This is a genomic window from Mycobacterium sp. Marseille-P9652, from assembly GCF_902652685.1.
GTDB lineage: Bacteria > Actinomycetota > Actinomycetes > Mycobacteriales > Mycobacteriaceae > Mycobacterium.
Window position 1 is genome coordinate 197,596 of the sequence record NZ_CACRUY010000002.1, and the last position, 24,606, is coordinate 222,201.

Genomic DNA, 24,606 nt, shown 5'->3' on the forward strand with positions numbered 1-24,606 from the left:
CAAGCAACACTTTCACCCTTTTCTCGACCCCGTGTCTGATCGTCCGTATAGGGTCGAGCCGTGGTTGGGTCATCCATACCCGCTGTGCTGCGGGAGCTAGCCAGTTCGCGGCCCGGTGATACGGCTTTTACATACGTGGATTACGACCAGGACCCGGTGGGAATCGCCGAGAGCCTGACGTGGTCGCAGCTGTACCGGCGGACGCTGAACGTCGCTGAGCACCTTAAGCGCTGCGGGTCGACCGGCGACCGCGCCGTGATACTTGCGCCGCAAGGCCTCGAGTATGTGCTCGGGTTCCTCGGCGCATTGCAGGCCGGGCAGATCGCGGTGCCGCTTTCGCTTCCGGTCGGCGGCGCCAGCGATGAGCGGGTCAACGCCGTCCTGCACGACGCCTCGGCCACCTCGATCCTCACGACGTCCCCGTACGCGGCCAACATCGCCGAATACGTCACGTTGAAGCCCGGCGAGCGCGCTCCGTCGATCGTCGAAGTCGACTCGCTCGACCTCGACTCCGACAGCGTCCCGGCCGGCGATCCCGTCGACCCGCCGAGCGCCGCCCACCTGCAGTACACCTCCGGCTCGACGCGCACGCCCGCCGGAGTCGTCGTGTCGCACAGGAACATTCAGGTCAACACCGAACAGATCATGGCGGCCTACTACCAGCAGGACGGCGGCGTCCCCCCGCCCGACACCACCGTGGTGTCCTGGCTGCCCCTCTTTCACGACATGGGTCTGGTGTTCGGGATCATCCTGCCGGTTCTGGGCGGATTCCGCGCCGTCCTCTCGAGCCCGGCGTCGTTCCTGCAACGACCGGCGCGCTGGGTGCAGGGCCTGGCGACCCACCCCCACGCGTTCACGGCGGCGCCCAACATCGCGTTCGAATTGGCAACGCGCAAGACCACCGACGACGACCTGGCGGGGCTTGACCTCGGCGGCGTGCGCAACATTTTGAACGGATCCGAACGGGTGAACCCGCCGACGCTGCGGCGCTTCGCCGAGCGGTTCGCGCGGTTCAACCTTCGGCCCGAGGCGCTGCGGCCGTCGTACGGTTTGGCCGAGGCCACACTGTACGTCGCCAGTCGCGGGTTGGGCGAAGGGCCGAAAACCGTCTTCTTCGATTCCGGGAAACTGACTGGCGGGCAAGCGGAGCCGTGCGACGACGAGGACGGCACGCCGCTGGTCAGCTACGGCATGCCGGACTCGCCGACGGTGCGTGTGGTCGATCCCGAGACCAGCATCGAGTGCGGGCCGGGAACGGTCGGCGAGATCTGGGTGTTCGGGGAGAACGTCTGTGAGGGCTACTGGCAGAAGCCCGAAGAGAGCGAACGCACCTTCGGGGCAACGATTGTCGGCCCGTCGGCCGGCACACCCGAGGGGCCCTGGCTGAGAACCGGGGACCTGGGGTTCGTCTCCGACAACGAGCTGTACATCGTCGGCCGGATCAAGGATCTTCTGATCGTCTACGGGCGCAACTATTCTCCCGACGACATCGAGGCGACCATCCAGGCGATCACCGCCGGCCGCTGCGTGGCCGTCGCGGTGCCGGACGACGAGGGCGCCGAAAAGCTGGTCACCGTGGTCGAATTCAAGGCCAGCGGGGATTCCGAAGAGGCCGTGGCCCAGAAGCTGGGCGCCGTCCGGCGTCAGATCACCTCGGCGATATCCAAGACGCACGGCCTGGGTGTCGCGGATCTCGTTCTGGTGCCGCCCCATTCGATTCCCCTCACCACCAGCGGCAAGGTCCGGCGCAGGGACACGCTGCAGCTGTATCTGCACGACGAGTTCACCCGCCTGGACGTACCGATCCGCCGGCCCAAGCCGGCCCCTCTCGTCGAGGACGCCGCGACGCCCGCCGGGCCCGACGCGGGTTGGGCCCAGCGCCTGCGCACGCTCCGACGGCAGCAGCACGACCTCCTGGTCGGCATGGTGTGCGAGCAGGCGGCAACGGTGCTGGGGCAGAGCGCAATCGACGACATCGACCCCGAATTAGCCTTCCAGGAAATGGGATTCGACTCGGTGAAGGCCACCGAGTTGCTGGACCGGCTCAAGACCGTCACCGAACTCGACTTGCCGCCCACCCTGGCGTTCGACTATCCCACCCCGGCCGCCCTGGCCACCCACCTCGGCCAGCGGCTCGGCGGGTCGATCGCGGCGGGCCCGGCGGCGGAGGCGCGGGTGGCCACGGACGAGCCGGTCGCGGTGGTCGGGATGGCGTGCCGGTTCCCGGGTGGGGTCGATTCGCCGGCGGCGCTGTGGGATCTGGTGGTCAGCGGCACAGACGCGCTGAGCGCCTTCCCCGAAGACCGCGGCTGGAACCTGGCGGACCTGTTCGATCCCGACCCCGACGCGGTGGGCAAGACGTACACCCGCTTCGGCGGGTTCCTCTCCGGCGCGGCCGAATTCGACGCGGACTTCTTCGGGATCTCGGCGCGGGAGGCCCAAACCATGGACCCCCAGCAGCGCCAGCTGCTGGAGGTGTGCTGGGAAGCGTTGGAAACGGCCCGCATCGACCCGACTTCCCTGCTGGGTTCTGAGACCGGGGTGTTCGTGGGTGCGTGGTCGCAGCAGTACGGCGCGGGCGGCTCGGACGGCGTGGAGGGGTATGCCCTCACCGGTCTGTCCACGAGCGTGGCCTCCGGACGGATCGCCTACGCGCTGGGCCTGCAGGGGCCCGCCCTCACCGTCGACACGGCCTGCTCCTCCTCCCTTGTGGCCACGCATCTGGCGTGTCAGTCGCTGCGCGAGGGCGAGTCGGCGCTCGCCCTCGCCGGCGGTGTGACGGTGATGACCACGCCGTCGGTGTTCACCGAGTTCGCCCGGCAACGCGGGCTGGCCGCCGACGGGCGGTGTAAAGCGTTTTCCGCCAACGCCGATGGCACGGGCTGGGGAGAAGGGGCCGCCGTGCTGGTCCTCGAGCGGCTCAGCGACGCCCAGCGCAACAACCACCCGGTGCTGGCCGTCATCACCGGCTCGGCGATCAATCAGGACGGGGCCTCAAACGGCTTGACGGCGCCCAACGGGCCCGCCCAACAACGCGTCATCGCCCAGGCGGCGGCCAACGCCGGCATCGGGCTCGACGAGGTCGACGTCGTCGAGGCGCACGGGACGGGCACCACGCTCGGCGACCCGATCGAGGCCGGCGCCCTGATCGCCACCTACGGCGCCGCCCGCGCTGCCGACCACCCGTTGTGGCTGGGATCGATCAAGTCCAACATCGGCCACACGCAGGCCGCCGCCGGCGCCGCCGGACTGATCAAGATGATCGAGGCGCTCAACCACGCCAGCCTGCCCCCGACCCTGTACGTCGAGCACCCCAGCCCGCACATCGACTGGTCGGCGGGCACCGTGCGCCTCCTGACCGAGCCGGTGCCGTGGCCGGTGACCGACCATCCACGCACCGCGGCGGTGTCCTCGTTCGGGATCAGCGGCACCAACGCGCACGTCATCCTGCAGCAGGCCCCGCACGCCGACGGGCAACCCGCGGACACCCAGCACGGCGTCGAATTCGGCCTGCCGTTGTGGGCCGTGTCGGCGCGCACCCCCGCGGCGCTGTGCGCCCAGGCCGACCGCCTGCATGAACACCTGGTCGGCCATCCCGGCCTGGACCTCACCGATGTGGCCTACAGCCTGGGCGCCACCCGCACCCACCACCCCTATCGGGCGGTCATCACCGGGTCGGTCGCCGCGACCGATCAGCGTGACGCTTTCCTGGACGCGCTGCACGCCCTGCGCACGGGCGAGGCCCACCCGCAGCTGACCGGCCATCACCACCTGCCGCACCTGGGCGGCAAGACCGTCTTCGTCCTACCCGGTCAGGGCGCCCAATACCCGGGCATGGGCCGAAACCTCTTGGACCACAACCGCATCTTCGCCGACATCGTCGAGGACTGCGACGAGGCGCTGCGCCCGTTCACGGGCTGGTCGGTGCGCGAAGTCCTTCGTGAGGACCCGGCGGCACCCTCTTTGGATCGCGTCGACGTGATCCAGCCGGTGCTGTTCACCATGATGGTCTCGCTGGCAGAAGTGTTGAGCTACTACGGAATTGAACCCGACGCCGTCATCGGCCACTCCCAGGGGGAGATCGCCGCGGCCTACATCGCCGGCGTGCTCTCCCTGCCCGAGGCCGCCAAGGTGGTGGCCCGTCGCAGCCAGGCGCTGAGCGCCCTGCGCGGCACCGGGGGCATGGCGTCGGTGCTGCTGGCGGCCGACGAACTGCAGCCCCGCCTGCAACCGTGGGGCGACGCGTTGAGCATCGCCGCGGTCAACGGCCCCTCGCACACGATCATCAGCGGCGACCCCACCGCGCTGGAGCAGTTCACCGCGGCCTGCGACCGCGACGGATTGCACATCCGGACCATCGCCGTCGACTACGCGTCGCACTCCGCCCAGGTCGAAGCCGTCCGGGAGAACCTGCTCGCCGAGCTGGCCGACCTCAAGCCGGCGCACGCGCGCATCCCGCTGTATTCGACGGTGGGAGAAGCGGTTTCGGCCGAGCCGCTGGACACGACCACCATGGACGCCGACTACTGGTACCGCAACCTGCGCGAGCCGGTCCGCTTCTATGACCGCGTCGTCGAGCGCCTGGCCGCCGGTGAGCACACGTTCGTGGAGTTGTCGCCGCATCCGGTGCTGGCGCCGGCGCTCACCGACACCCTGGCCCAGGCCGCGGGGCGCACCCAGTCGTCGGTGGTCATCACGTTGCACCGCGACCGGCCCGACCACGACAGCCTGGCCACCGCGTTCGCCCAGCTGCACAACCACGGCCACAGCCCGTCGTGGTCGGCCCTGTACCCCCACGCCCGCGCCGTGGACCTGCCCACCTACCCCTTCGAGCACCGCCGCTACTGGCTGGTGCCGTCCTCGACCGGCGACGCGGACGGGCTCGGCCTGGAGCGTGCCGAGCATCCGCTGCTGGGCGCCGTCGCCGAACTTGCCGACGAGGACCAGGTGATGATCACCGGGCGGCTCTCGCCAGGCACCCAGGGTTGGCTGGCCGGGCACCGGGTCAACGACACGGTGGTGTTCCCGGCGACTGGCTTCGTCGAGGTGTTGCTGCGGGCCGGCGAGCTGACCGGCTGCCCGGCGATCGACGAGCTGGTCCTGCACCACGCCCTGCCCCTGTCGGAGCAGGCGCCGACCGATCTGCAGATCATGGTGCAACCGCTCGACCCGCACGGGCGGCGCCCGTTCACGGTGCACTCGCGTTCCGGCGACCACCAGCAGGCCGCGTGGACGCTGCACGCCTCCGGCACGCTGAGCGCCCACCAACCCGCCGCCGGCCCACCGCCGATGCCGGCGCCGGGCGCCCGGGCCGTCGACCCGGACGACTTCTACGACGAGCTGGCGCAGCGCGGTTACCGCTACGACGGGCTGTTCCGCTCGCTACGGGCCGTCGGCACCGATCCCGCTCGGCCCGAGGCCGTCTACGCCGAGGTCGCGCTGCCGTCAGGCGCCGAGGTCGCCGGCTACGGCATCCACCCCGCGCTCCTCGACGCCGCCCTGCACCCCCTGGCCGCGGTGTCGGACGCGGCGTCCCTGCGGCTCCCGTACGCGCTGAGCGATGTGGCCCTGTACGCCACCGCGGCCACCCAGCTGCACGTGCATCTCACCCGCACCGGCGACGACACGTTCGCGCTGCACGCGACCGACCCCGCCGGGGCGCCGGTGATCACCATCGGCGCGCTGACCCTGCGCGCCGTCTCCGGCGACATCGGGCGCCCGTCGGTGGCCGGTGTAGCTGACAGCCTGTTCGAGCTGACGTGGCCGCCGGTGCCCGACCTGCCCGACTCGCCGGCGACCCCGGCGGCGTGGGCGGTGCGCACCGAGGAGCCCGAAATCCTTCCGCCCGCCCTCGCGGCCGGCACCGTCCACGCCGATCCGGCCGCGGTGAACCCCGTCCCGGACGTGCTGGTCTGGTACCTGCCGCGAAGCGAGGAGGAGTCCGATCCGCTGCGGCGCGTGCACGGCCTGACCCGCGACGTCCTGGCCCAGCTGCAGGGCTGGCTGGCCCGGCCCGAGGCCGCCAAGTCCCAGCTGATGGTCGTCACCCACCGGGCCGTCAGCGTCGGCGCCTACGACCGGGTCCCCGACCTGGCGCACGCCGCCGCCTGGGCGCTGATCCACACCGCCCAGAACGAAAACCCCGACCGCATCGTCCTGCTCGACACCGATGACACCCCCGCGAGCGGCGACGCGATCGCGGCCCTCGCCGCCGCGGCCCCGCCAGGCGAGCCCGAGCTGGCGCTGCGCCACGGCGTCGCCCACCACCCGCGGCTGGCCCGCGTCCCGACCCTGACGCCGCCGGACGCGCCATCCTGGCAGCTGGGCACCACCGGCAAGGGCGACCTGTCCCACCTCGCGCTGCTGCCCAGCGACCCGTCCGCGACGCTGGCCCCGGGGCAGATCCGCGTTCAGGTGCGCGCCGCCGGGCTGAACTTCCGCGACGTGGTCGTGGCGCTGGGCGCCATCGCGGACGACGGCCTGGGAAGCGAGGGCGCCGGGGTGGTCCTCGACGCCGCCGACGGGTCATCGGTGCGGCCCGGCGACGCGGTGATGGGGCTCTTCCCGCACAACGCGTTCGCGCCCACCGCCATCACCGACGAGCAGATGGTCGTGCCCGTTCCCGAGGGCTGGTCGTTCACCCAGGCCGCGTCGGCGCCGATCGTGTTCCTGACCGCCTACGTGGCGCTGGTCGAGATCGCCGGGCTCTCGGCCGGGCAGCGGGTCCTCATCCACGCCGGCGCGGGAGGCGTCGGTCAGGCCGCCATCCAGATCGCGCGCCACATCGGTGCCGAGGTCTTCGCCACCGCCCACCCCGACAAGCAGCACGTGCTCACCGGGCTCGGCGTCGATCCCGGCCACATCGCCTCGTCGCGCACGCTGGACTTCGTCGACGCCTTCCGGCAGGCCACCGGCGGGCAGGGCATGGACGTCGTGCTCAACAGCCTCGCCGGAGACTTCGTCGACGCGTCGCTTCGGCTGTTGCCGCGCGGGGGCAGCTTCGTCGAAATCGGCAAGACGGACATCCGGCGGCCCGGCGACGTCGCCGCGTCCCATCCGGGGGTCGACTACCGGGTCTACGACCTGTCCAGCGCGCCGGCGCAAACGCTGCGTCCGGCATGGGCGGCGCTGACCGAGATGTTCGCCGCCGGTGTCCTTAAGCCGCTGCCCACCACGAGCTACGGCCTGCTGAACGCCCCGCAGGCCTTCCGCGACATGAGCCAGGCCCGCCACACCGGAAAAATCGTGCTCGTCCCGCCCGCGCTGCTCGACCCCGCGGGGACGGTGCTGATCACCGGCGGCACCGGGATGCTGGGCGGCATCTTCGCCGAGCACCTCGTCACCCGGCACGGCGTCAAGCACCTGCTGCTGCTGTCGCGCAGCGGGCCCGACGCTCCCGGCGCCGAGGAACTGCGGACGCGCTTGATGGGGCTGGGCGCCGACGTCGCCATCACCGCCTGCGACTCCAGCGACCCGGCCGCCCTGTCCGCGGCCCTGGACACCATCGACGCCGAGCACCCGCTGACCGCGGTCATCCACGCCGCCGGCCTCCTGGACGACGCGGTGGTCACCGAACTCAGCCCTCAGCAACTCGACGCGGTCGTGACCGCCAAGGCCGACGCGGCCTGGCATCTGCATCGCCTCACCGCCGGTCGCGACCTGGCCGCCTTCGTCCTGTTCTCTTCGGCCGCAGGCATTCTGGGCAGCCCCGGGCAGGCCAATTACGCGGCCGCCAACGCCTTCCTCGACGCCCTGGCGCGCCACCGCGAACACGGCCAACGTCAGGCGACCAGCGTGGCGTGGGGCTACTGGCAAACCCCCTCGGGGATGACCGGCCACCTGACGACCGCCGACCTGACCCGGCTGACGAGCACCGGGCTGACCCCGATCACGAGCGAGCACGGGCTGGCCCTCTTCGACGCGGTGCTCGCCAGTCAGCGCTCCAATGTGCTTGCCAGCCCGGTCAATACCGGCGCGCTGAGCCGGCAGGCCCGTCGCGGCACGCTGAACCCGATTCTGTCCGCGCTGACCACCAGCCGGCCCCAGGCCGCCTCGGCCAGCCCGCGCACGCTGTCCGCACAGTTGGCGGCCCAGACACCCCAGCAACGGCTCGACACCCTCACCGCGATGGTCGCCGCGACCACGGCCGCGGTGCTGGCCCACCCCGATCCGGCCGCCCTCGATGCCCACCGTCCCTTCAAGGACCTCGGCATCGACTCGCTGACGGCCCTGGAACTGCGGAACACGCTCAATCAGTCCACCGGCCTGGCCCTGCCCGCGACCGTGGCCCTCGACCACCCGACGCCGTCGGCGCTGGCCGGCTACCTGGCCGACCGGTTGAGCGACGCCGTGGCGCCCGCCGTCCCGGTAGTACGCGGCGGCGAGCCCGGCGCCGAGCCGGTGGACAACCGGCTCGCCTACCTCGATCAGGCGGCCTTCCTCGCGACCCGCGCGGTGCACGGTGCGCTGATCCAGGTCACCTGGATCTACGACCGGGCCGTCGACCTCGACGGGTTGCGGCGCTTCCACCGCAACCTCGGCCGGGGGCTGCTGGGGCGCAGGATCGAGCGGGCGGCGTTGCCGTTCGCGCGCGACCGCTGGGTCGCTGCCCCGGAGTCGAAGGACATCGACATCGCCGCGACGCCGCGGCCGCGCGACGCGGTGAGCGCGTGGGCCGACGAGCGGGCGCGCCTGCCCATCGATCCGGAGCGGGGACCCGCCTGGCATCTCGGCGTGCTCCCGCTCGCGGACGGCGGGACCGCGGTCAGCCTCGTGGCGTCGCACACGATCGTCGACGCGATCGCGTTCGGTCAGGCGATCTCCGATGCCGCCGAGGGCAGGACCCTCGATCTGGGCTACCCCCCGGCCGGGTCGCGCCCCCTCGGGCGGGCGCTGCGTGAAGACCTCCGGCAGACCGTCAGGGACCTGCCCGACATCGGGCACGCGCTGGCCGCCGTGGCGCGGCGGGCCCGGCACGAACGCGCCGAACTCAGGTCGTCGGTCAAAGCGGCGCCGTCCGCCCCGGCACGCTCCGGCGGCGACCCGGTGGTGGAGGTCCCCGGCGTCACCGCGTACGTCGACCTCGGGGCATGGGACGCCCGCGCGAAAAGCCTTGGCGCAAGCAGTAACTCGCTAGTCGCGGGGATCGCGTGCCGGCTCGCGGTGCGGATGGGCCGCGTACAGGACGACGGAACGGTCACCCTGCGGTTCATGGTGTCGCTGCGCACCGAAGGCGACACCCGTGGCAACGCGCTCACGAGCGTCGACGTCCCCGTCGATCCGGCCCACGCCACCACGGACCTCAGGGCAATCCAGGCCACCATCACGCGGGAGATCCTCGCGACGATGGAGGATCCCGACAACGAGTGGTCGGCCCCGCTGCCGCTGGCGGCGCTGACACCGGCGTGGGTGGCCAGGAAAGTCGCGGGCATGGCGGTGGGCGGTTCCGCGCTGCCGGTCACCTGCTCGAACGTCGGTGACCTGTCCCCGGCGGCGAACCGGCCCGACGGCACGGACGCCGACCGCGCCTACCTGAGGCTGATCGAACCCGACGCCCGCAAGAGCACGCTCGAGGCGATGGGTGGCCAATTGTTCCTGGGTTCCGGGCGGGGAAGCGGCAAGATGTCGCTCAGGATCTCCGCGTACCTCCCCGGCCAGCCGAACACCCGGGAAGAGTTGCGCGACATGGTGTTCCATACGTTTACCGAATTCGCCCTGGACGCGGAGATCGACAGCTAGCGGTTGCGCGCCGACATTGCCGCGGCGTGCCGGCAACCCCGGCGAGGCTTGGGGCGCCTGCTCCTCGATCGTGTTTAGTCGGTGAAGTCGATCCGCACCGATACGGGAGTCGTCTCCAAAGCCTTGACCACCTTGGCGCCTAACCGGCCGAACTTGCGGCCGCGCGCGACCACATCGTCGTCGGGCCTGAATGTCGCTACACCGGTGCGCCACCGATTTCCCTGTCGGACACGCACGTTCGGGTTGTCGGCGATGTTCCTGCCCCAACCGGAGCGGGCCCCGTGCTGGCAGATCAGCCAGGCCCCACGGTCGTCGAATTGGACCGACACGGGCACGCGGCGGATCTGGCCGGTCTTGCGACCGATGGTTTCCAGTTCGGTGGCCAGGCTGGTGCGCACGCCGATCCTGCTCAGCGCCTTCACCGTCGGGTTGAGCACGTAGCGTCCGAGCGCGCGTTCCCGGCGGAACTTTCGCAGCGTCTTGTCGTGGCCGACGGTGGTCATGGCGCCTCCTGGGTCGAAAAGTAGCCCGATGCGATTGAGGCTAGTAGACCGATCGGTATACTGCAAGAAGTTTTCACGGAAGGATGCCGAATATGTCAGCGCGAGACGCCTTGATCGCGAGCGCGACGGGACTGGTCCGACGGCACGGTGTCGCCGGCACCGGCCTCAACGCGCTGCTGGAGGACAGCGGCGTCGCCCGCAGGACGGTCTACCTGAACTTCCCCGGCGGCAAGGCCGAACTCGTCGCCGAGGCCACCCGCCTTGCCGGTGAGTCGTTGACCGCGGTCATCCGGTCGGCCGGGGACGGCGATCCCGCCGTCGCGGTCCAAACCTTCATCGACGAATGGAAGGGCCAACTGAGCGCGACCGAGATGGAGGCCGGCTGCCCGATCGTCGCCGCGGTCCTTGGTCGCTCGGAAGCGCCGGACGCCGCGCGGGCGGCCGCCGACGCGTTCGTCGAGTGGCGGGCCGTCCTCGCCGATCGACTCGCCGCGCATGGCATCGACCGGGACCGCGCGTCGTCGCTGGCGACGCTGATCGTCGCGGCCATCGAGGGCGCCGTCATCCTCGCGCTCGCGACGCAGTCCATCGCCCCGCTCGACGACGTCGGCCGTCACCTGAGCGAAGTGATCAACGGCAATCTCGGCGTCGACGAAACGCCGTAACATCGCGTCATGAGGCTCATCGCCTTCCTCGCCTCCGCACTCGCGTTTGGCTCGGCGGTCACGCCCGCACCCGTCGCGTCGGCGGCGTGCCCCGACGCCGAAGTGGTGTTCGCGCGCGGCCGGGAGGAGCCACCCGGCGTCGGCGCGGTCGGCGACGCGTTCGTCAATGCCCTGCGCGCGCAGACGCCGAAGTCGGTCGGGGTGTACGGGGTCAACTACCCCGCCAACATCACCACCGGCAGTGGCGCGAGCGACATCACCGACCACATTCAATCGATGGCCAAGAGCTGCCCGAACGCCCGGATCGTGCTCGGCGGCTATTCGCTCGGCGCCGAGGTGGTCGACCGCGCCCTCGTCGGCGGACTGCCCCGGGATGCGGATCAGCACGTCGCGGCCGTGGTGCTGTTCGGCAACGGCACGCGGGGGTTCGCCCCCACGTTCGCCGCCCGAACCATCGACCAGTGCGCGCCCGGCGATCCCATCTGCGGCAGGGGCACGAATTGGCCGTCGCACCTGCAGCCTTCGTACATCGGGTCCGGACTGGTCGATCAGGCTGCCGGCTTCGCCGCCGGCAAGATCTGACCGGCTAGGGTCGGCCCGGTGCGCAGGACCATCGATTGGGACGGCGACGCGGTCACGATCATCGACCAGACGGCGCTGCCCGGCGAGTACCGGATCTTGCGTCTGCGAACCGTTGACGAGCTGATCGACGCGATCCGCCGGCTCGCCGTGCGCGGTGCCCCGGCGCTCGGGGCCGCGGGCGCCCTGGGCGTCGTGCTGGCCGCCCGCGAAAACGGCGACGCCCGTGCCGCGGCGGCGCGGGTCGCGACCGCGCGACCGACCGCCGTCAACCTCGGTTGGGGAGTCGCGCGTGCGCTCGCGCGGCTCGACGAGGGCGCCGAAGCCGTGCTCGCCGAAGCGCTCGAGATTCTCGACGAGGACGAACGGCTCAACCGCGCCGCGTCCGCCCACGCCGCCGACATCGTCCTCGGGCTCTGCGGTCGCCGCCCGCTGCGGCTGCTGAGTCATTGCAACGCCGGACATCTCGCCACCGTGGCCTGGGGGAGTGCGCTGGGCGTCGTCTGGCACCTGCACGAGCGCGGACTGGTCGAGGAGGTGCTCGTCGACGAGACGCGTCCACTGCTGCAGGGCGCCCGGCTCACCGCCTGGGAGCTGGCGCAGGCGAAAGTGCCCTACCGGGTGCAGCCGGACGGCGCCGCCGCCGCGGCGATGGCGCGGGGCCTCGTCGACTGCGTGCTGGTCGGCGCCGACCGGATCGCGGCGAACGGCGACGTCGCCAACAAGATCGGCACCTACGGCCTGGCGATCGCCGCCCGGCATCACGACGTGCCGCTGATCGTGGTCGCGCCGTCATCGACCGTCGACGAGTCCCTGGCCACCGGCACCGAGATCGCCATCGAGGAACGCGCGCCCGACGAGGTCAGGACCTTCGCGGGCGCCACGATCGCCCCGCCGGGCGCCGACGTGTTCAACCCCGCCTTCGACGTGACGCCGGCCGAGCTGATCACCGCCGTCGTCACCGAGCACGGCCGCTACCGGCCCGTCACGCCGCCGCGGCCGTCGCCATCAGGGGCCGCAGCGTGTTGAACAGGCGCGGCCGGTCACGCAGATAGAAGTGGCCGCCCCGAAGGATCTGGACGGAGAATTCGGCCGTTGTGCGCCAGCGCCATTCGCGCAAGTCGGATTCGCTGACGAGCGGGTCCTCGCTGCCGCCGAAGACGTGGATTGGGCTCGGCAGTTCCGCGGTGTCCTCCTCCTCGTCGGTCGTGCACAGCCTCAAATCGTGGCGGGTGACGGCGATCGCCCGGGCATGCAGGGTGGGCCATCGGGTGAGTTGCGACGGCAGTCCGCCCAGATCGGACAGCAGAGCCGCCAGCTGGCCGTCGTCGAGCAGGTCGACGGCATGCAGCGGGGGACGAAGGTGCGGCGGGCCATAGGCCGAGAGGAACACCGCCCGCGGCAGGGCGGCGCCCTGTGCGGCGCGCGCACACGCCACCCGGTATGCCAGCAGGGCGCCGAAACTGTGGCCGAAGAACATGTGGGGCTCGTCGAGGGCTGGTCGCAGCTGATCGTTCACCTCGTCGACGAGCTGCCGCAGCGTGCCGAAGCGCTCCCGGTTCGCGACCTCGACCGGGATCACCTCGACGGCCGGCCTCAGGGCCTTGTCCCAGGCATTGAACGCCAGCCCGCCGCCCCCGGCGTGGTGGAAGCAGAACAACCGCATTGCTTCGGCCGCCTTTCGTGTCCGTGCCGCCCTAGATGCCCAGCCGGTTCAGTTCTTCGGCCAGCGCCGCGACCATGAACCGGACCGCTGCCGGGGAATGGCAACTGGTGACGAAGAAGCGCAGGCGCGCTTGGTCTTCCGGGGCGGCGGGAAAGACGATCGCGTCGGCGATGACGCCGCGCCGCGCCAAGGAGTCGGACAATTGCCGCGCCTTCTGCGCGCTGCCGATGACGCAGGGGATCATCGGGGCGTGCGCGCCGTCGTCGGTGCCGATGCCCGCCTCTCGCGCCAAGCGCACGAAGAGGTCGGCGTTCTCGTGCGCCCGGCGCAGGTGCTCAGCCAGCGCCCACCGTCCGGTCGCCCTGCGCTTGGCCGGCCCCGCGGCAATCACGTCGAGGCAGGGATTGGTGTCCATGCTGTGCTCCGTTTCCTCGTGGCGCGGGACCTGGGCGGCCGCGCTCACCAGGTAGGAGCGTCAGAGGGGGCGAATACGGACAGTTTTTCGGGCGGCGTTTCCAGCCGCCACGCTCATCGCCCGACGGTGCCCTGCAGCGTGATCTCGGAAATGTCGGAATGGTTCTTGCCGTGGGTGGTGCCGAGGGTGCTGATCCACACCACGACGAAGGTGGCCGGTGCGGCCGCCTTCACCGGGATGACGTTGTGCCCGGGCTGCATCGGCGTGGGCGGGCTCAACTCGGCGGTGTCAGCGAGCTTGGCGGGCGTCGCGTTCGGAGCTGAGCGAATCTGCGCGACGGTGCCGGTGCTGTCCAGGTCGACCGTGACGGCGCTCAGCACGGTGGGTCCGGGAAGTTGCAGCAACAGGCCCACCCCTTCCTTCAACTTCGGGAAGGGTTGAGCGTCAAAGTAATTGTCGGTCGACCACGCGGTTGCCGGGTCGCCGTCGATTGCCAACCCCGCCGACTTCGGGCTGTCCGGTGAGCCACCCGGCGAAAAGACCGACGCGCTGAGCGGCTTGATCGTGCCGTTGCCGGTGGCCGGTGGCGCCGCCACGAGCGTCGGCGACGGAACGGGTTTCGTCGACTCCGTATGCAGGCCAAGCTTGTTCGGGTTCATGGTGGCGTGGTTGTCCACGGTGCCCATGATGCGGCCGATGGTGTCGACGAAGGTCAGCAGCATCACGAGGACGACCACCGCCGAGGCCCCGAGGAATGTCTTCAACAGGGCGCGCCGCGCGAGCTGGGCTTTTTCCGCCGGGCCGAAATCCCGGAAGCCGGCGTAGGACCCGGGCGGTACAGGTGCCAGCAATCTGCGCGTGGTCGAGGGTCCCGCCTGGTTCTTGGCATCGTCGGCGGCCTCGCGCAGCAGCGTCGAAACCGTCTTGGCGCTGCGGATTCCGTCGCCGTCGCGCACCAGGCCTGCCGCCGTCGAGGAAATGAGGAACGGGACCCGGGGGTTGAGGGCCGCCGGTTCCCGGATCCGGCCCTCGGCGTCAACCTCGACCGGCCTCCACTCCGTCGTCGCGCCTCTGCCGGGCCAGCGGTTGACCAGCAACGCGTACATGACCGCGCCGATGCCTCGAAGGTCGTCCCGCGGTGCCGTATTCGGCATCGTCGCCGGGAACGCAAGCACCACGCGTCCGTCGGCACTGACCCGGATGCGGTTCGGATGGTCGATCGACAACGCCAACCCCGCCCCGTGCACCACGTCAGCCGTCTCGGCCAGCGGCAACACGGCGTCCGCGACCCCGAGGGGTGACGGCGCCGTATCGGCCACTTCTTTCAGCGAGGCGCCACGGGTCCAGTCGGCGACGACGACGAGGCCGCATTGGTCGCGCCCCACGTCGAGCACTCGCGCCAGGCCGGGGGAGTTGATGCCCCGCAGGCTTGCGGTGCGCGAATGAATCACGTTGACGGTTGCGGGCGGGAGGGCGTTCGCGGCGTCCACCACCGTGACGGCCAAGTGCTGGCCCGTCACCGTGTCCAGCGCCTGCCAGAACTCGAGATGCGGGGCGTCGCCATGGAACACCATCAGCCGGATCCGGCCGCCGGCGAGCGTCGACCCGGCGACCAGCGGAGTTCTTTCCTCGCTCGGGGCGTGCGGTTCTGCCCAGTACCGCGGCAGGTTGGTCGTCGGCATGTCAGGAGAGAGCGGTTGGGTGGCAGTCATCGCTTCGTCTGGCTCCCGCAATGCTCACCCGCCGCGCCGGCCGGACGCGAGGGGCTGCCGATAGTTGTCATGCCATAGGTAGCCCGCCGCGGACGCATCCAAACGGTCGCATTTCAGCGGGTCGGCGTCGGCGCGGCGCCGCACCGGTTCGCGGCGGCTCCATCCGGCGCACCGTTGCTTCTCACCGGCTGGCCAGTACTCCGATCCAGTAGGCCCGCAACAGGTCATGAGCCGCCGGTGAGTGCTCGCCGCGGCCCGCCTCAGTGGCAAAGGCCTGGCTCGCCTCCTTGCCGCACCAGGGCGTGACGGTCGCGATGCCGCCCGGGTGGCGTCTCAGATACGTCGTGACGTCATAGACCCGATTGCTGATCAGCAGCCAGCAGCTGGTCGTCGAGGAATGCGTGGCGATCTCGGCCGCCGAAAACTCCCCAGGATTGCGCGTGTTGCCCACTGTGGTCACCGCAATCGTGGCCAGCAACGCGCCCAGGACCAGTCCGACGAGCCATTTCATCGGTAGGCCAGCTCCTCCACATGGATCCGGGCATGCGTTACACCTTCGTGGTGCAGCTGCTGGCGCAGGGCTTCCATCATTGCCACCGGCCCGCACAGCAAGAACTCCCGCCCCTGCAAGGAGCCGATGCGGGCGGCGATCTGCTTGGCCGTCAGCAAGCCTTCACGGTCCTCTTCGACGGCATGCACCCGCAGTCCGGGGGTCGTTGCCGCCCGGGCGAGCAACTCGTCCAGGAAGGGGGCTTGCCCCTGGGTGGGGTAGCAGTAGAACAGGTCGACGTCATAGCCGCCACCGCGCAGCGAGGCGGCCATGGACAGAAACGGCGCGACGCCGATACCGCCGGCGATCCAAACTTGCCGATGTCCGCGCACGAATCGGTGCGAGAAGCGTCCGTAGGCGCCTTCGACCACGGCCCGGGCGCCAAGCCGAACCTCGCCCCCGATCTGGTGCGTGTAGTCGCCGACGTCCTTGATCACGAACCGGAGCTGCGGCGCCGTCGGGGCCGAGGCGATCGAAAACGGGTGGGGCTCGCCGCCGATCGGTTGGTGCGTGAATCGCAGGTAGCCAAACTGGCCCGGAACAAACGGCATCGGCCGTCGGACGGGGCGCAGCAGCACCTCGGTGATGTTGCCGGTCAGCATGGTGATCTGGCTGACTTCGAAGGTGTAGTGCCGGGCCAGCCAACGCCCGAGCAGGGAGTGCACAACCAGCGCGGCCAGTCCCACGCCGATGACCAGCTGCATGAAGCGGCACAGCGCCGGGTTGGTGGACACATCCCCGCCGACGTAGAGCGCGTGGTAGGCCGCGGGCAGAAAGGCCAGCCCGAGCAGCCGTTGCAGCCAGATCAGCACCTGATGGCGCACTCGGACGTACAGGGTGATCACGATCGCCACCGTCAGGAGGGTCAGCGCGACCTGCCCGGCGATCAGCGTCGCGGGGACGTTGAAGGGCGACCACAGTCGGGCGGCCCGCTTCCACGAGAACTGGGCATAGCCCCACGCCAGCAGCGTGGGATGGAGCGCAACAAGCGCGAACGCAAGGCTGCCGATGCGGTGGTGCAGGCGGTAGGCCCGGTCTAGGCCTCCGGCGGCCGATTCGATCAGGCGCAGGCGGGCGGATAAGACGATCGCGGCTGCGAGCAGTACCGTGCCGGCGAGTCCGGCCAGCGAGCCCAGCGCGCTGAGCGCGGTCGGTAGGTCGACCACGCGGCTGCTGAGCGGCTGTGCGCGTAGCCAGAGCAGCACGAGCAAACCGAGCAAGGCTGCCAGGCACAGCGGTATCGCCCAGCGCCACCGATCACCGCCGCCCAGGCTCCGCTCTTGGGCCGGGGTCTCATCGCTCGTCTGCATCACTCGTACCGTCACGCTTGATCGGGAGCCGAGGCCGGGATGGCCCGTTTTTTCAGTCAGCATCTTTCCGCAGCAGACCTGTTGACACGCTTCAATTACGAAAACTAGAGGGATGCCGGAACGGCGGTCTACCCAGGCGGGGCGATACGGCCCCAAACGCCCTTTAGCCCCGGGGTGGCCTGCGGGTCGATTGACATGTGCGCGCCGGCGGTGACAAGCCGACGCTGGCGGTGGCCGACAGCTCGACTCCCTCATCCTGGAGTGTCACGGATCAGCCGAAGTCACACATGCGGTCAGTGCCCCCGGCACGACTCGAACGTGCGACCTAGGGATTAGAAGGCCCTTGCTCTATCCACCTGAGCTACGGAGGCAATGCGCTGGTCAGTCTATCCAACGCCGTCTCGTGCTCAGGGTCGACGGACACGACACGCGCGAAAAGTGTTCCCCCGCCGCAATTATCGGCTATGGTGTGAGCCTCGACACACGTACAAGAACACCGGCTGTACGTTAGCCGTTAACCGCAACGAAGCGTGTGCCTGACGTCGAGGGGTGGCGTACCTATGAGCGTGGCCATTGACCTGACTTCGCGCTGCTCGCGAGCGGGTACCGAGGCACAGCGCTTGCTCTCGGATGCGAGAGCTACCTACCGGGCCGGCGCGCTGCTGCTGCGCGGCTCGCCGTTCGCCGCCGGCTGGGTGGCCGGCTGGCTGCTCACCGAGTTCCCCCCGCACGTCATCACGGGACACGCGCTGGCGCGGGTGTCGCACCCGTCCATCGGGCGGATCGCCTCGACCTGGGCCGCCCAGCGGGCGGACCGCGCGCTCACCGCCGCCCTCGAGGAGTCGCTCGGGCCGGAGTTCCGGGAGCAGGTGCGCCACCCGGCCTGCGCCCCGTCCGGTTGCGCCCCGCGCAGCGGGCTGCTCAACCGGCCCGGGCCGCGGCGCCGCTACGCGGCGCAGACGTCGGACATCTCCTACGGCCCCGGCGGGCGTGAGCACCTGCTCGACATCTGGCGGCGCCACGATCTCGCCCCGGGCCGGCGCGCGCCCGTGCTGATCCAGGTTCCCGGCGGCGCGTGGGCCGTCAACGACAAACGGCCCCAAGGCTACACGCTGATGAGCCGGATGGTCGAGCTCGGCTGGATCTGCGTCTCGATCAACTACAGCAAGAGCCCGAAATGCGCGTTCCCCGCCCATCTCATCGACGTCAAGCGGGCCATCGCATGGGTCCGCGAGAACATCGCCGACTACGGCGGCGACCCGGACTTCATCGCGATCACCGGCGGGTCCGCGGGCGGGCACCTGGCCGCGCTGGCCGCGCTCACCCCGAACGACCCGCAGTTCCAGCCGGGATTCGAGCGGTCCGACACGACGGTGCAGGCCGCCGTGCCCTACTACGGCGTCTACGACTTCACCGACTTCGACAACATGCACGAGCTGATGCTGCCGTTCCTCGAGCACTTCGTGCTGAAGGCCCGCTACGCCCGCCACCCCGAGCGGTTCCGGGCCGCGTCGCCCATCACCTACGTCCACCGCGATGCCCCGCCGTTTTTCGTCCTGCACGGTGACAAGGACGAATTGGTGCCCAGCGGCCAGGGCCGGGCCTTCTGCGTGGCGCTGAGCGCGGCCGGCGCCGCCACGGTCGGGTACGCCGAGTTGGCCAACGCTCACCACGCTTTCGACATCACGCCGACGGTCCGTTCCCGCCTGGCCGCCGATGCCGTCTCCGACTTCCTGGGGGTCGTCTACGGGCGCCGCACTTACTCGTTGATGGACGCGCTGCCGATGCCGGCGACCTCGGCCAGCTGAGCCGGGGGTCCCCAGCCGACCACTGCTTTCACCGACGCGGCATCCCGACTAGCGTTGTGGAGGCGACTGGATTGGGCGGCCCGGAGGCAGGAGGCGTGAGCGACGGTGACAAGGTTGGCGCGTCGAAACGACCACCATGACTGAGGACGCCATCACGTTGTCCGACGAACTCGGACCCGTCGACTACCTGATGCACCGCGGCGAGGCGAACCCGCGCACTCGCTCGGGGATCATGGCGCTCGAGGTGCTCGACACCACGCCGGACTGGGACCGCTTCCGGGCCCGGTTCGAGAACGCCAGCCGCAAGGTGCTGCGGCTGCGGCAGAAGGTCGTCGTTCCGACGCTGCCCACGGCGTCGCCCCGCTGGGTGGTCGACCCCGACTTCAACCTGGACTTCCACGTGCGCCGCGTGCGCGTCGCCGAACCCGGCACCTTGCGCGAGGTGTTCGACCTCGCCGAGGTGATCCTGCAGTCGCCGATGGACATCTCCCGGCCGCTGTGGACGGCCACTCTCGTCGAAGGTCTTGCCGACGGCAAGGCCGCCACGCTGCTCCACGTCAGCCATGCGGTGACCGACGGCGTCGGCGGTGTCGAGATGTTCGCCGAGATCTACGACTTGGAGCGCGATCCGCCCGCCAAACCGGCGCCGCCCCTGCCGATCCCGCAGGACCTGACGCCCAACGACCTGATGCGGCAGGGCATCAACCGCCTTCCCATCGCCGTCGTCAACACCGCCGCCGGCGCGTTGGCGGGAGCGGTGTCCGTGGCCGGGCGCGCTGTCCTCGAACCGGCGTCGACGGTGTCGGGGATCGTCGGCTACGCCATGTCGGGGATGCGGGTCATGAACCGGGCGGCCGAGCCGTCCCCGCTGCTGCGCCGGCGCAGCCTCGCGACCCGGACCGAGGCGATCGACATCAAGCTTTCCGACCTGCACAAGGCCGCGAAAGCCGGCGGCGGATCGATCAACGACGCCTACCTCGCGGGCCTGTGCGGTGCGCTGCGCCGCTACCACGACGCGCTGGGCGTGCCGATCAGCACGCTGCCGATGGCCGTCCCGGTCAACCTGCGCGCCGACGCCGACACGGCCGGCGGCAACAGGTTCACCGGCGTCAACCTGGCGGCGCCGATCGGCACGAACGACCCGGTCTCCCGGATGAAGAAGATCCGGGCCCAGATGACGCAGCGCCGCGACGAGCCGGCGATGAACATCATCGGATCGATCGCACCGGTGCTCAGCGTGTTGCCGACCGCGATCCTGGAAGGGATCACCGGGTCGGTGATCGGTTCGGACGTGCAGGCCAGCAACGTCCCCGTCTACCCGGGCGACACGTACATCGCCGGCGCCAAAGTGCTGCGGCAGTACGGCATCGGCCCGCTGCCGGGGGTGGCGATGATGGTGGTGCTGATCTCCCGCGGCGGCTGGTGCACCATCACGGTTCGCTACGACCGGGCGTCGGTGCGCAACGAACCGCTGTTCGCCCAGTGCCTGCTGGACGGCTTCAACGAAATCCTGGCGCTCGCCGGCGACCCGCCGCCCCGCGCGGTGCCCGCGTCGTTCGCCGAACCGGCCCCCTCTGCACGGTCGGCGGCAAGCTCATGACCGCCTCCGGCGAACCGCAGCCCACCGACATGCGGCTGCCGGGCTCGGTCGCCGAGATCATGGCCAGCCCGCCGGGACCCAAGATCGGCGCGTTCTTCGACCTCGACGGGACGCTGGTGGCCGGCTTCACCGCCGTCATCCTCACCCAGGAGCGCCTGCGGCGCCGCGACATGGGCGTCGGCGAGCTGCTCAGCATGATCCAGGCCGGCCTCAGCCACACCCTGGGGCGCATCGAGTTCGAGGACCTGATCGGCAAGGCCGCCGCGGCGCTGGCCGGGCGGTTGATCGACGACCTGGAGGAGATCGGGGAGCGGCTGTTCGTGCAGCGCATCGAGTCGCGCATCTATCCGGAGATGCGCGAGCTGGTGCGCGCCCACGTCGCGCGGGGCCACACCGTCGTGCTCAGCTCGTCGGCGCTGACGATCCAGGTCAACCCGGTGGCGCGCTTCCTCGGCATCTCCAACATGCTCACCAACAAGTTCGAGACCACCGAGGACGGCCTGCTGACCGGCGGCGTGGAGAAGCCGATCCTGTGGGGGCCCGGGAAAGCGGCTGCGGTGCAACGGTTTGCGGCCGAGCACGACATCGACCTCAAGGACAGCTACTTCTACGCCGACGGCGACGAGGACGTCGCCCTGATGTACCTGGTCGGGAACCCGCGCCCGACGAACCCCGAGGGCAAGATGGCCGCCGTAGCCAAGCGCCGCGGCTGGCCGATCCTGCGGTTCAACAGCCGCGGCCCGGTCGGCCTGCGCCGGCAGATCCGGACAGTGGCCGGCCTGGGCTCGATGTTCCCGGTCGCGGCCGGCGCGCTGGGCATCGGCGTGCTGACGCGCAGCCGGCGGCGCGGCGTCAACTTCTTCACCTCGACGTTCTCCCAGCTGTCGCTGGCGATCACCGGCGTGCAGCTGAACGTCATCGGCGAGGAGAACCTGACGGCGCAGCGCCCGGCGGTGTTCATCTTCAACCACCGCAACCAGGTCGACCCGATCATCACCGGCGCCCTGGTGCGCGACAACTGGACCGCCGTCGGCAAGAAGGAACTCGCCAAGGACCCGATCATGGGGACCATCGGCAGGGCGATGGACGCCGCGTTCATCGACCGCGACGACCCGGCCTCCGCCGTGGAGTCGCTGCACCAGGTGGAGGAGCTCGCCCGCAAGGGGCTTTCCATCGTGATCGCCCCCGAGGGCACCCGGGTGGACACCACCGAGGTCGGGCCGTTCAAGAAGGGCGCGTTCCGGATCGCGATGGCCGTGGGCATCCCCATCGTGCCGATCGTCATCCGCAACGCGGAGATCGTCGCCGCCCGCAACTCCAGCACGATCAACCCGGGCACCGTCGACGTCGCCGTGTTCCCGCCCATCTCGGTGCGGGACTGGACGCTGGACACGCTGTCGGACCGCATCGCCGAGATCCGCCAGCTCTACCTGGACACGCTGGCCAACTGGCCGGTCGACGAGCTGCCCGAGGTGGACCTGTACGCCGAGAAGAAGGCGGCGGGCAGCGCCAAGGCGGCCGCGCGGAAGGCGCCGGCCAAGGCCGCCGCCAAGAAGGCCCCCGCCAAGAAGACGGCGGCCAAGAAGGCGCCCGCCAAGAAGACGGCGGCCAAGAAGGCGCCGGCCAAGCCGAAGCCGGACACCGACGGGGCCGGCCCCCAAGGGCGGCCGTGACGCTCGCCGCGGACGCCAGCGCAGTCCTCACCGCGCAGGACTCGCTGGTGCTGGCGTCGATGACCTCGCCGGTCGAAAGGGAGCTCGTCCTGGCGTGGCTGGACCGGCAGCGCGTCGCCCACCCGGACGCGACGTTCGAGGTGCTCGAGCTCCCGCCGCCCGACGCGCCGCCGGAGGCGCTGACCGCCCTCGCGGCGCGGCTGGTGTGCGACGCCGAACACGGGGAGGACCGCTCGATCGTCCCCGTCCGGGTGTTCTGGCTGCCGGCCCCGGACCGCGGCCGGGTCGCCAAGGTCGCCGGCCTGCTGCCCGGCCGCGATCCCTACAACCCCAACGAGCGGCAGCAGCGGCAGATCGTGCGCAGCGCCCCCGAGCGCGCCCGCGTGGTCGCCGGGGAGCCGGCCAAGGTGTCCGAACTGCGCCAGCAGTGGCGCGACCTTACCGTCGGCCAGGACAAGAGCGACTTCGCGCAGTTCGTCATCCGGCGCGCCATCCTCGCGATGGAGCGGGTGGAGTACCGCATCCTCGGGCCGCAGTACAAGTCGCCGCGGCTGGTCAAGCCGGAGATCCTGGCGTCCGCGCGGTTTCGGGCCGGCCTGAGGAAGATCCCCGGCGCCACGGTCGAGGAAGCCGGCAAGATGCTCGACGAGCTCTCCACCGGCTGGAGCCGCGTGTCCGTCGACCTGGTCGGCGTGCTCGGCCGGGCGCTCAGCCGCGGCTTCGACCCGGAGATCGACTACGACGAGTACCAGGTCGCGGCGTTGCGGGCCGCCCTCGAATCCCACCCGGCCGTGCTGCTGTTCTCGCACCGCTCCTACATCGACGGCGCGGTGGTGCCGGTCGCGATGCAGGAGAACCGCCTGCCCCCCGTGCACGTCTTCGCCGGCATCAACCTGTCGTTCGGTGTGATGGGACCGCTGCTGCGCCGTGCCGGCACCATCTTCATCCGCCGCAACATCGGCGACAACGCGCTCTACAAGTACGTGCTGCGCGAATACGTCGGCTACATCGTCGAGAAGCGGTTCAACCTCAGCTGGTCCATCGAGGGGACGCGGTCGCGCACCGGAAAGATGCTGCCGCCCAAGCTCGGTCTGCTGGCCTACGTGGCGGACGCCTACCTGGACGCGCGCAGCGAGGACATCCTGCTGCAGCCGGTGTCGATCAGCTTCGACCAGCTGCACGAGACCGCCGAGTACGCCGCCTACGCCCGCGGCGGCGAGAAGACGCCCGAGGGCCTGGGTTGGCTGTACAACTTCATCAGGGCGCAGGGGGAGCGCAACTACGGCAAGATCTACGTCCGCTTCCCCGAGGCCGTGTCGATGCGCCAGTACCTCGGCCCGCCGCACGGATCGCTCGCCCAGGACCCGGACGCGAAACGTCTTGCGCTGCAGAAGATGTCGTTCGAGGTCGCGTGGCGCATCCTGCAGTCGACGCCGGTGACGGCGACGGGTCTGGTGTGCGCGCTGTTGCTGACGACGCGGGGTGCGGCGCTGACGCTCGACCAGCTGCACCACACCCTGCAGGACTCGCTGGACTACCTCGAGCGCAAGCAGATCCCGATGTCGACGAGCGCGCTGCGGCTGCGCACGCGCGACGGCGTGCGCGCCGCGGTCGACGCGCTGTCCAACGGCCACCCGATCACCCGGGTGGACGGCGGCCGCGAACCGGTGTGGCTCATCGCCCCGGAGGAGCAGCACGCGGCGGCCTTCTACCGCAATTCGGTGATCCACGCGTTCCTGGAGACCTCGATCGTCGAACTGGCGCTCGCGCACGCCCGGGACGCCGAGGGCGACCGCATGGAGGCGTTCTGGGCCCAGGCCATGCGCCTGCGCGACCTGCTCAAGTTCGACTTCTACTTCGCCGACTCGGCCTCGTTCCGCGAGAACATCGCCGAGGAGATGGCGTGGCACGACGACTGGGAAACCCACGTGGCCGCCGGTGGCGCCGAGATCGACGAGTTGCTGTTCGCCAAGCGCCCGCTGATGTCCGACGCCATGCTGCGCGTGTTCTTCGAGGCGTACGAGATCGTCGCCGACGTGCTGCGCGACGCCCCGCCGGACGTCGGCCAGAAGGAGCTGACGAAGTCGGCGCTCGGGGTCGGCCGCCAGTACGTGGCGCAGACCCGGGTCCGCAGCAGCGAGTCGGTCTCCACGCTGCTGTTCGCCACCGCCTACCAGGTGGTCGCCGACCAGGACCTGATCGCGCCCGCCGACGACCTCGCCGAACGGCGGGACGCCTTCAAGCGGGAGCTGCGGGACGTCCTTCGCGACTGCGACTACATCGGCCGGATCGCCCGCAAGCAGTTCGTCAGCCGCGACATGCAGGCACGTCAGCGCCGCCTCGACGGCCAGGCGCGGTAGCCGCCGGCCACCATCAATACCCTGGGT

Annotated in this window: 14 protein-coding genes and 1 tRNA gene; 8 read left to right on the top strand and 7 right to left on the bottom strand. The window is 70.6% G+C overall.

Going from position 1 to position 24,606, the window contains the following annotated elements:
* Window positions 1-60: 60 nt before the first annotated feature.
* On the top strand, window positions 61-9,738 hold the full coding sequence (locus tag GPY60_RS02250) for a type I polyketide synthase (RefSeq protein WP_156685937.1): 9,678 nt from the start codon (window positions 61-63) through the stop codon (window positions 9,736-9,738).
* Window positions 9,739-9,812: 74 nt separating this feature from the next.
* Here the strand turns inward: GPY60_RS02250 and GPY60_RS02255 are convergent, their stop codons facing one another.
* Entirely contained in the window at window positions 9,813-10,241 is a 429-nt protein-coding gene (locus tag GPY60_RS02255) for a nitroreductase/quinone reductase family protein (protein ID WP_156685938.1), read from the bottom strand.
* Window positions 10,242-10,333: 92 nt separating this feature from the next.
* Between GPY60_RS02255 and GPY60_RS02260 the strand changes: the two genes are divergently transcribed.
* The 3 genes from GPY60_RS02260 to mtnA are packed head-to-tail and all read left to right on the top strand — an operon-like array spanning window position 10,334 to window position 12,514.
* On the top strand, window positions 10,334-10,906 hold the full coding sequence (locus tag GPY60_RS02260) for a TetR/AcrR family transcriptional regulator (protein WP_156685939.1): 573 nt from the start codon (window positions 10,334-10,336) through the stop codon (window positions 10,904-10,906).
* Window positions 10,907-10,915: 9 nt separating this feature from the next.
* Window positions 10,916-11,488, top strand: a complete 573-nt coding sequence (locus tag GPY60_RS02265; protein WP_156685940.1) for a cutinase family protein — start codon at window positions 10,916-10,918, stop codon at window positions 11,486-11,488.
* Window positions 11,489-11,506: 18 nt separating this feature from the next.
* Window positions 11,507-12,514: an S-methyl-5-thioribose-1-phosphate isomerase gene (gene mtnA / locus GPY60_RS02270; protein WP_156685941.1), complete on the top strand. Its 1,008-nt coding sequence runs from the start codon at window positions 11,507-11,509 to the stop codon at window positions 12,512-12,514.
* On the opposite strand, the gene GPY60_RS02275 is transcribed toward mtnA, so the two are convergent.
* The 6 genes from GPY60_RS02275 to GPY60_RS02300 all read right to left on the bottom strand — a co-directional run bounded on the left by GPY60_RS02275 (window position 12,471) and on the right by GPY60_RS02300 (window position 17,509).
* A complete protein-coding gene (locus tag GPY60_RS02275) occupies window positions 12,471-13,151 on the bottom strand; it encodes a thioesterase II family protein (RefSeq protein WP_156685942.1) in 681 nt (226 codons plus the stop codon). The genes mtnA and GPY60_RS02275 overlap by 44 nt on opposite strands.
* Window positions 13,152-13,182: 31 nt before the next feature.
* Window positions 13,183-13,614: a hypothetical protein gene (locus tag GPY60_RS02280; RefSeq protein WP_156685943.1), complete on the bottom strand. Its 432-nt coding sequence runs from the start codon at window positions 13,612-13,614 to the stop codon at window positions 13,183-13,185.
* A gap of 65 nt (window positions 13,615-13,679) precedes the next feature.
* The gene (locus GPY60_RS02285; RefSeq protein WP_156685944.1) at window positions 13,680-15,248 is read right to left on the bottom strand and encodes a protein kinase family protein; all 1,569 of its coding nucleotides are present in this window, start codon (window positions 15,246-15,248) and stop codon (window positions 13,680-13,682) included.
* Between the two features lie 211 nt (window positions 15,249-15,459).
* Entirely contained in the window at window positions 15,460-15,789 is a 330-nt protein-coding gene (locus GPY60_RS02290) for a cytochrome b5-like heme/steroid binding domain-containing protein (protein ID WP_156685945.1), read from the bottom strand.
* A complete protein-coding gene (locus tag GPY60_RS02295) occupies window positions 15,786-17,138 on the bottom strand; it encodes a ferredoxin reductase family protein (protein ID WP_197283509.1) in 1,353 nt (450 codons plus the stop codon). Before GPY60_RS02295 ends, GPY60_RS02290 begins: the two co-directional genes overlap by 4 nt.
* A gap of 297 nt (window positions 17,139-17,435) precedes the next feature.
* Window positions 17,436-17,509 (bottom strand) — tRNA-Arg (locus GPY60_RS02300).
* Window positions 17,510-17,698: 189 nt separating this feature from the next.
* Between GPY60_RS02300 and GPY60_RS02305 the strand changes: the two genes are divergently transcribed.
* From GPY60_RS02305 to GPY60_RS02320, 4 genes are all read left to right on the top strand, one after another.
* Window positions 17,699-18,946 carry an alpha/beta hydrolase gene (locus GPY60_RS02305; RefSeq protein WP_156685947.1) on the top strand — a complete coding sequence of 416 codons (1,248 nt, stop codon included), beginning with the start codon at window positions 17,699-17,701 and terminating at the stop codon, window positions 18,944-18,946.
* 136 nt (window positions 18,947-19,082) lie between these two features.
* Entirely contained in the window at window positions 19,083-20,546 is a 1,464-nt protein-coding gene (locus GPY60_RS02310; RefSeq protein ID WP_156685948.1) for a WS/DGAT/MGAT family O-acyltransferase, read from the top strand.
* Complete coding sequence (locus GPY60_RS02315; protein WP_156685949.1) at window positions 20,543-22,219, top strand: HAD-IB family hydrolase/lysophospholipid acyltransferase family protein; 1,677 nt, start codon at window positions 20,543-20,545, stop codon at window positions 22,217-22,219. Before GPY60_RS02310 ends, GPY60_RS02315 begins: the two co-directional genes overlap by 4 nt.
* Window positions 22,216-24,579: a glycerol-3-phosphate 1-O-acyltransferase gene (locus tag GPY60_RS02320; RefSeq protein WP_156685950.1), complete on the top strand. Its 2,364-nt coding sequence runs from the start codon at window positions 22,216-22,218 to the stop codon at window positions 24,577-24,579. Before GPY60_RS02315 ends, GPY60_RS02320 begins: the two co-directional genes overlap by 4 nt.
* Window positions 24,580-24,606: the final 27 nt, after the last annotated feature.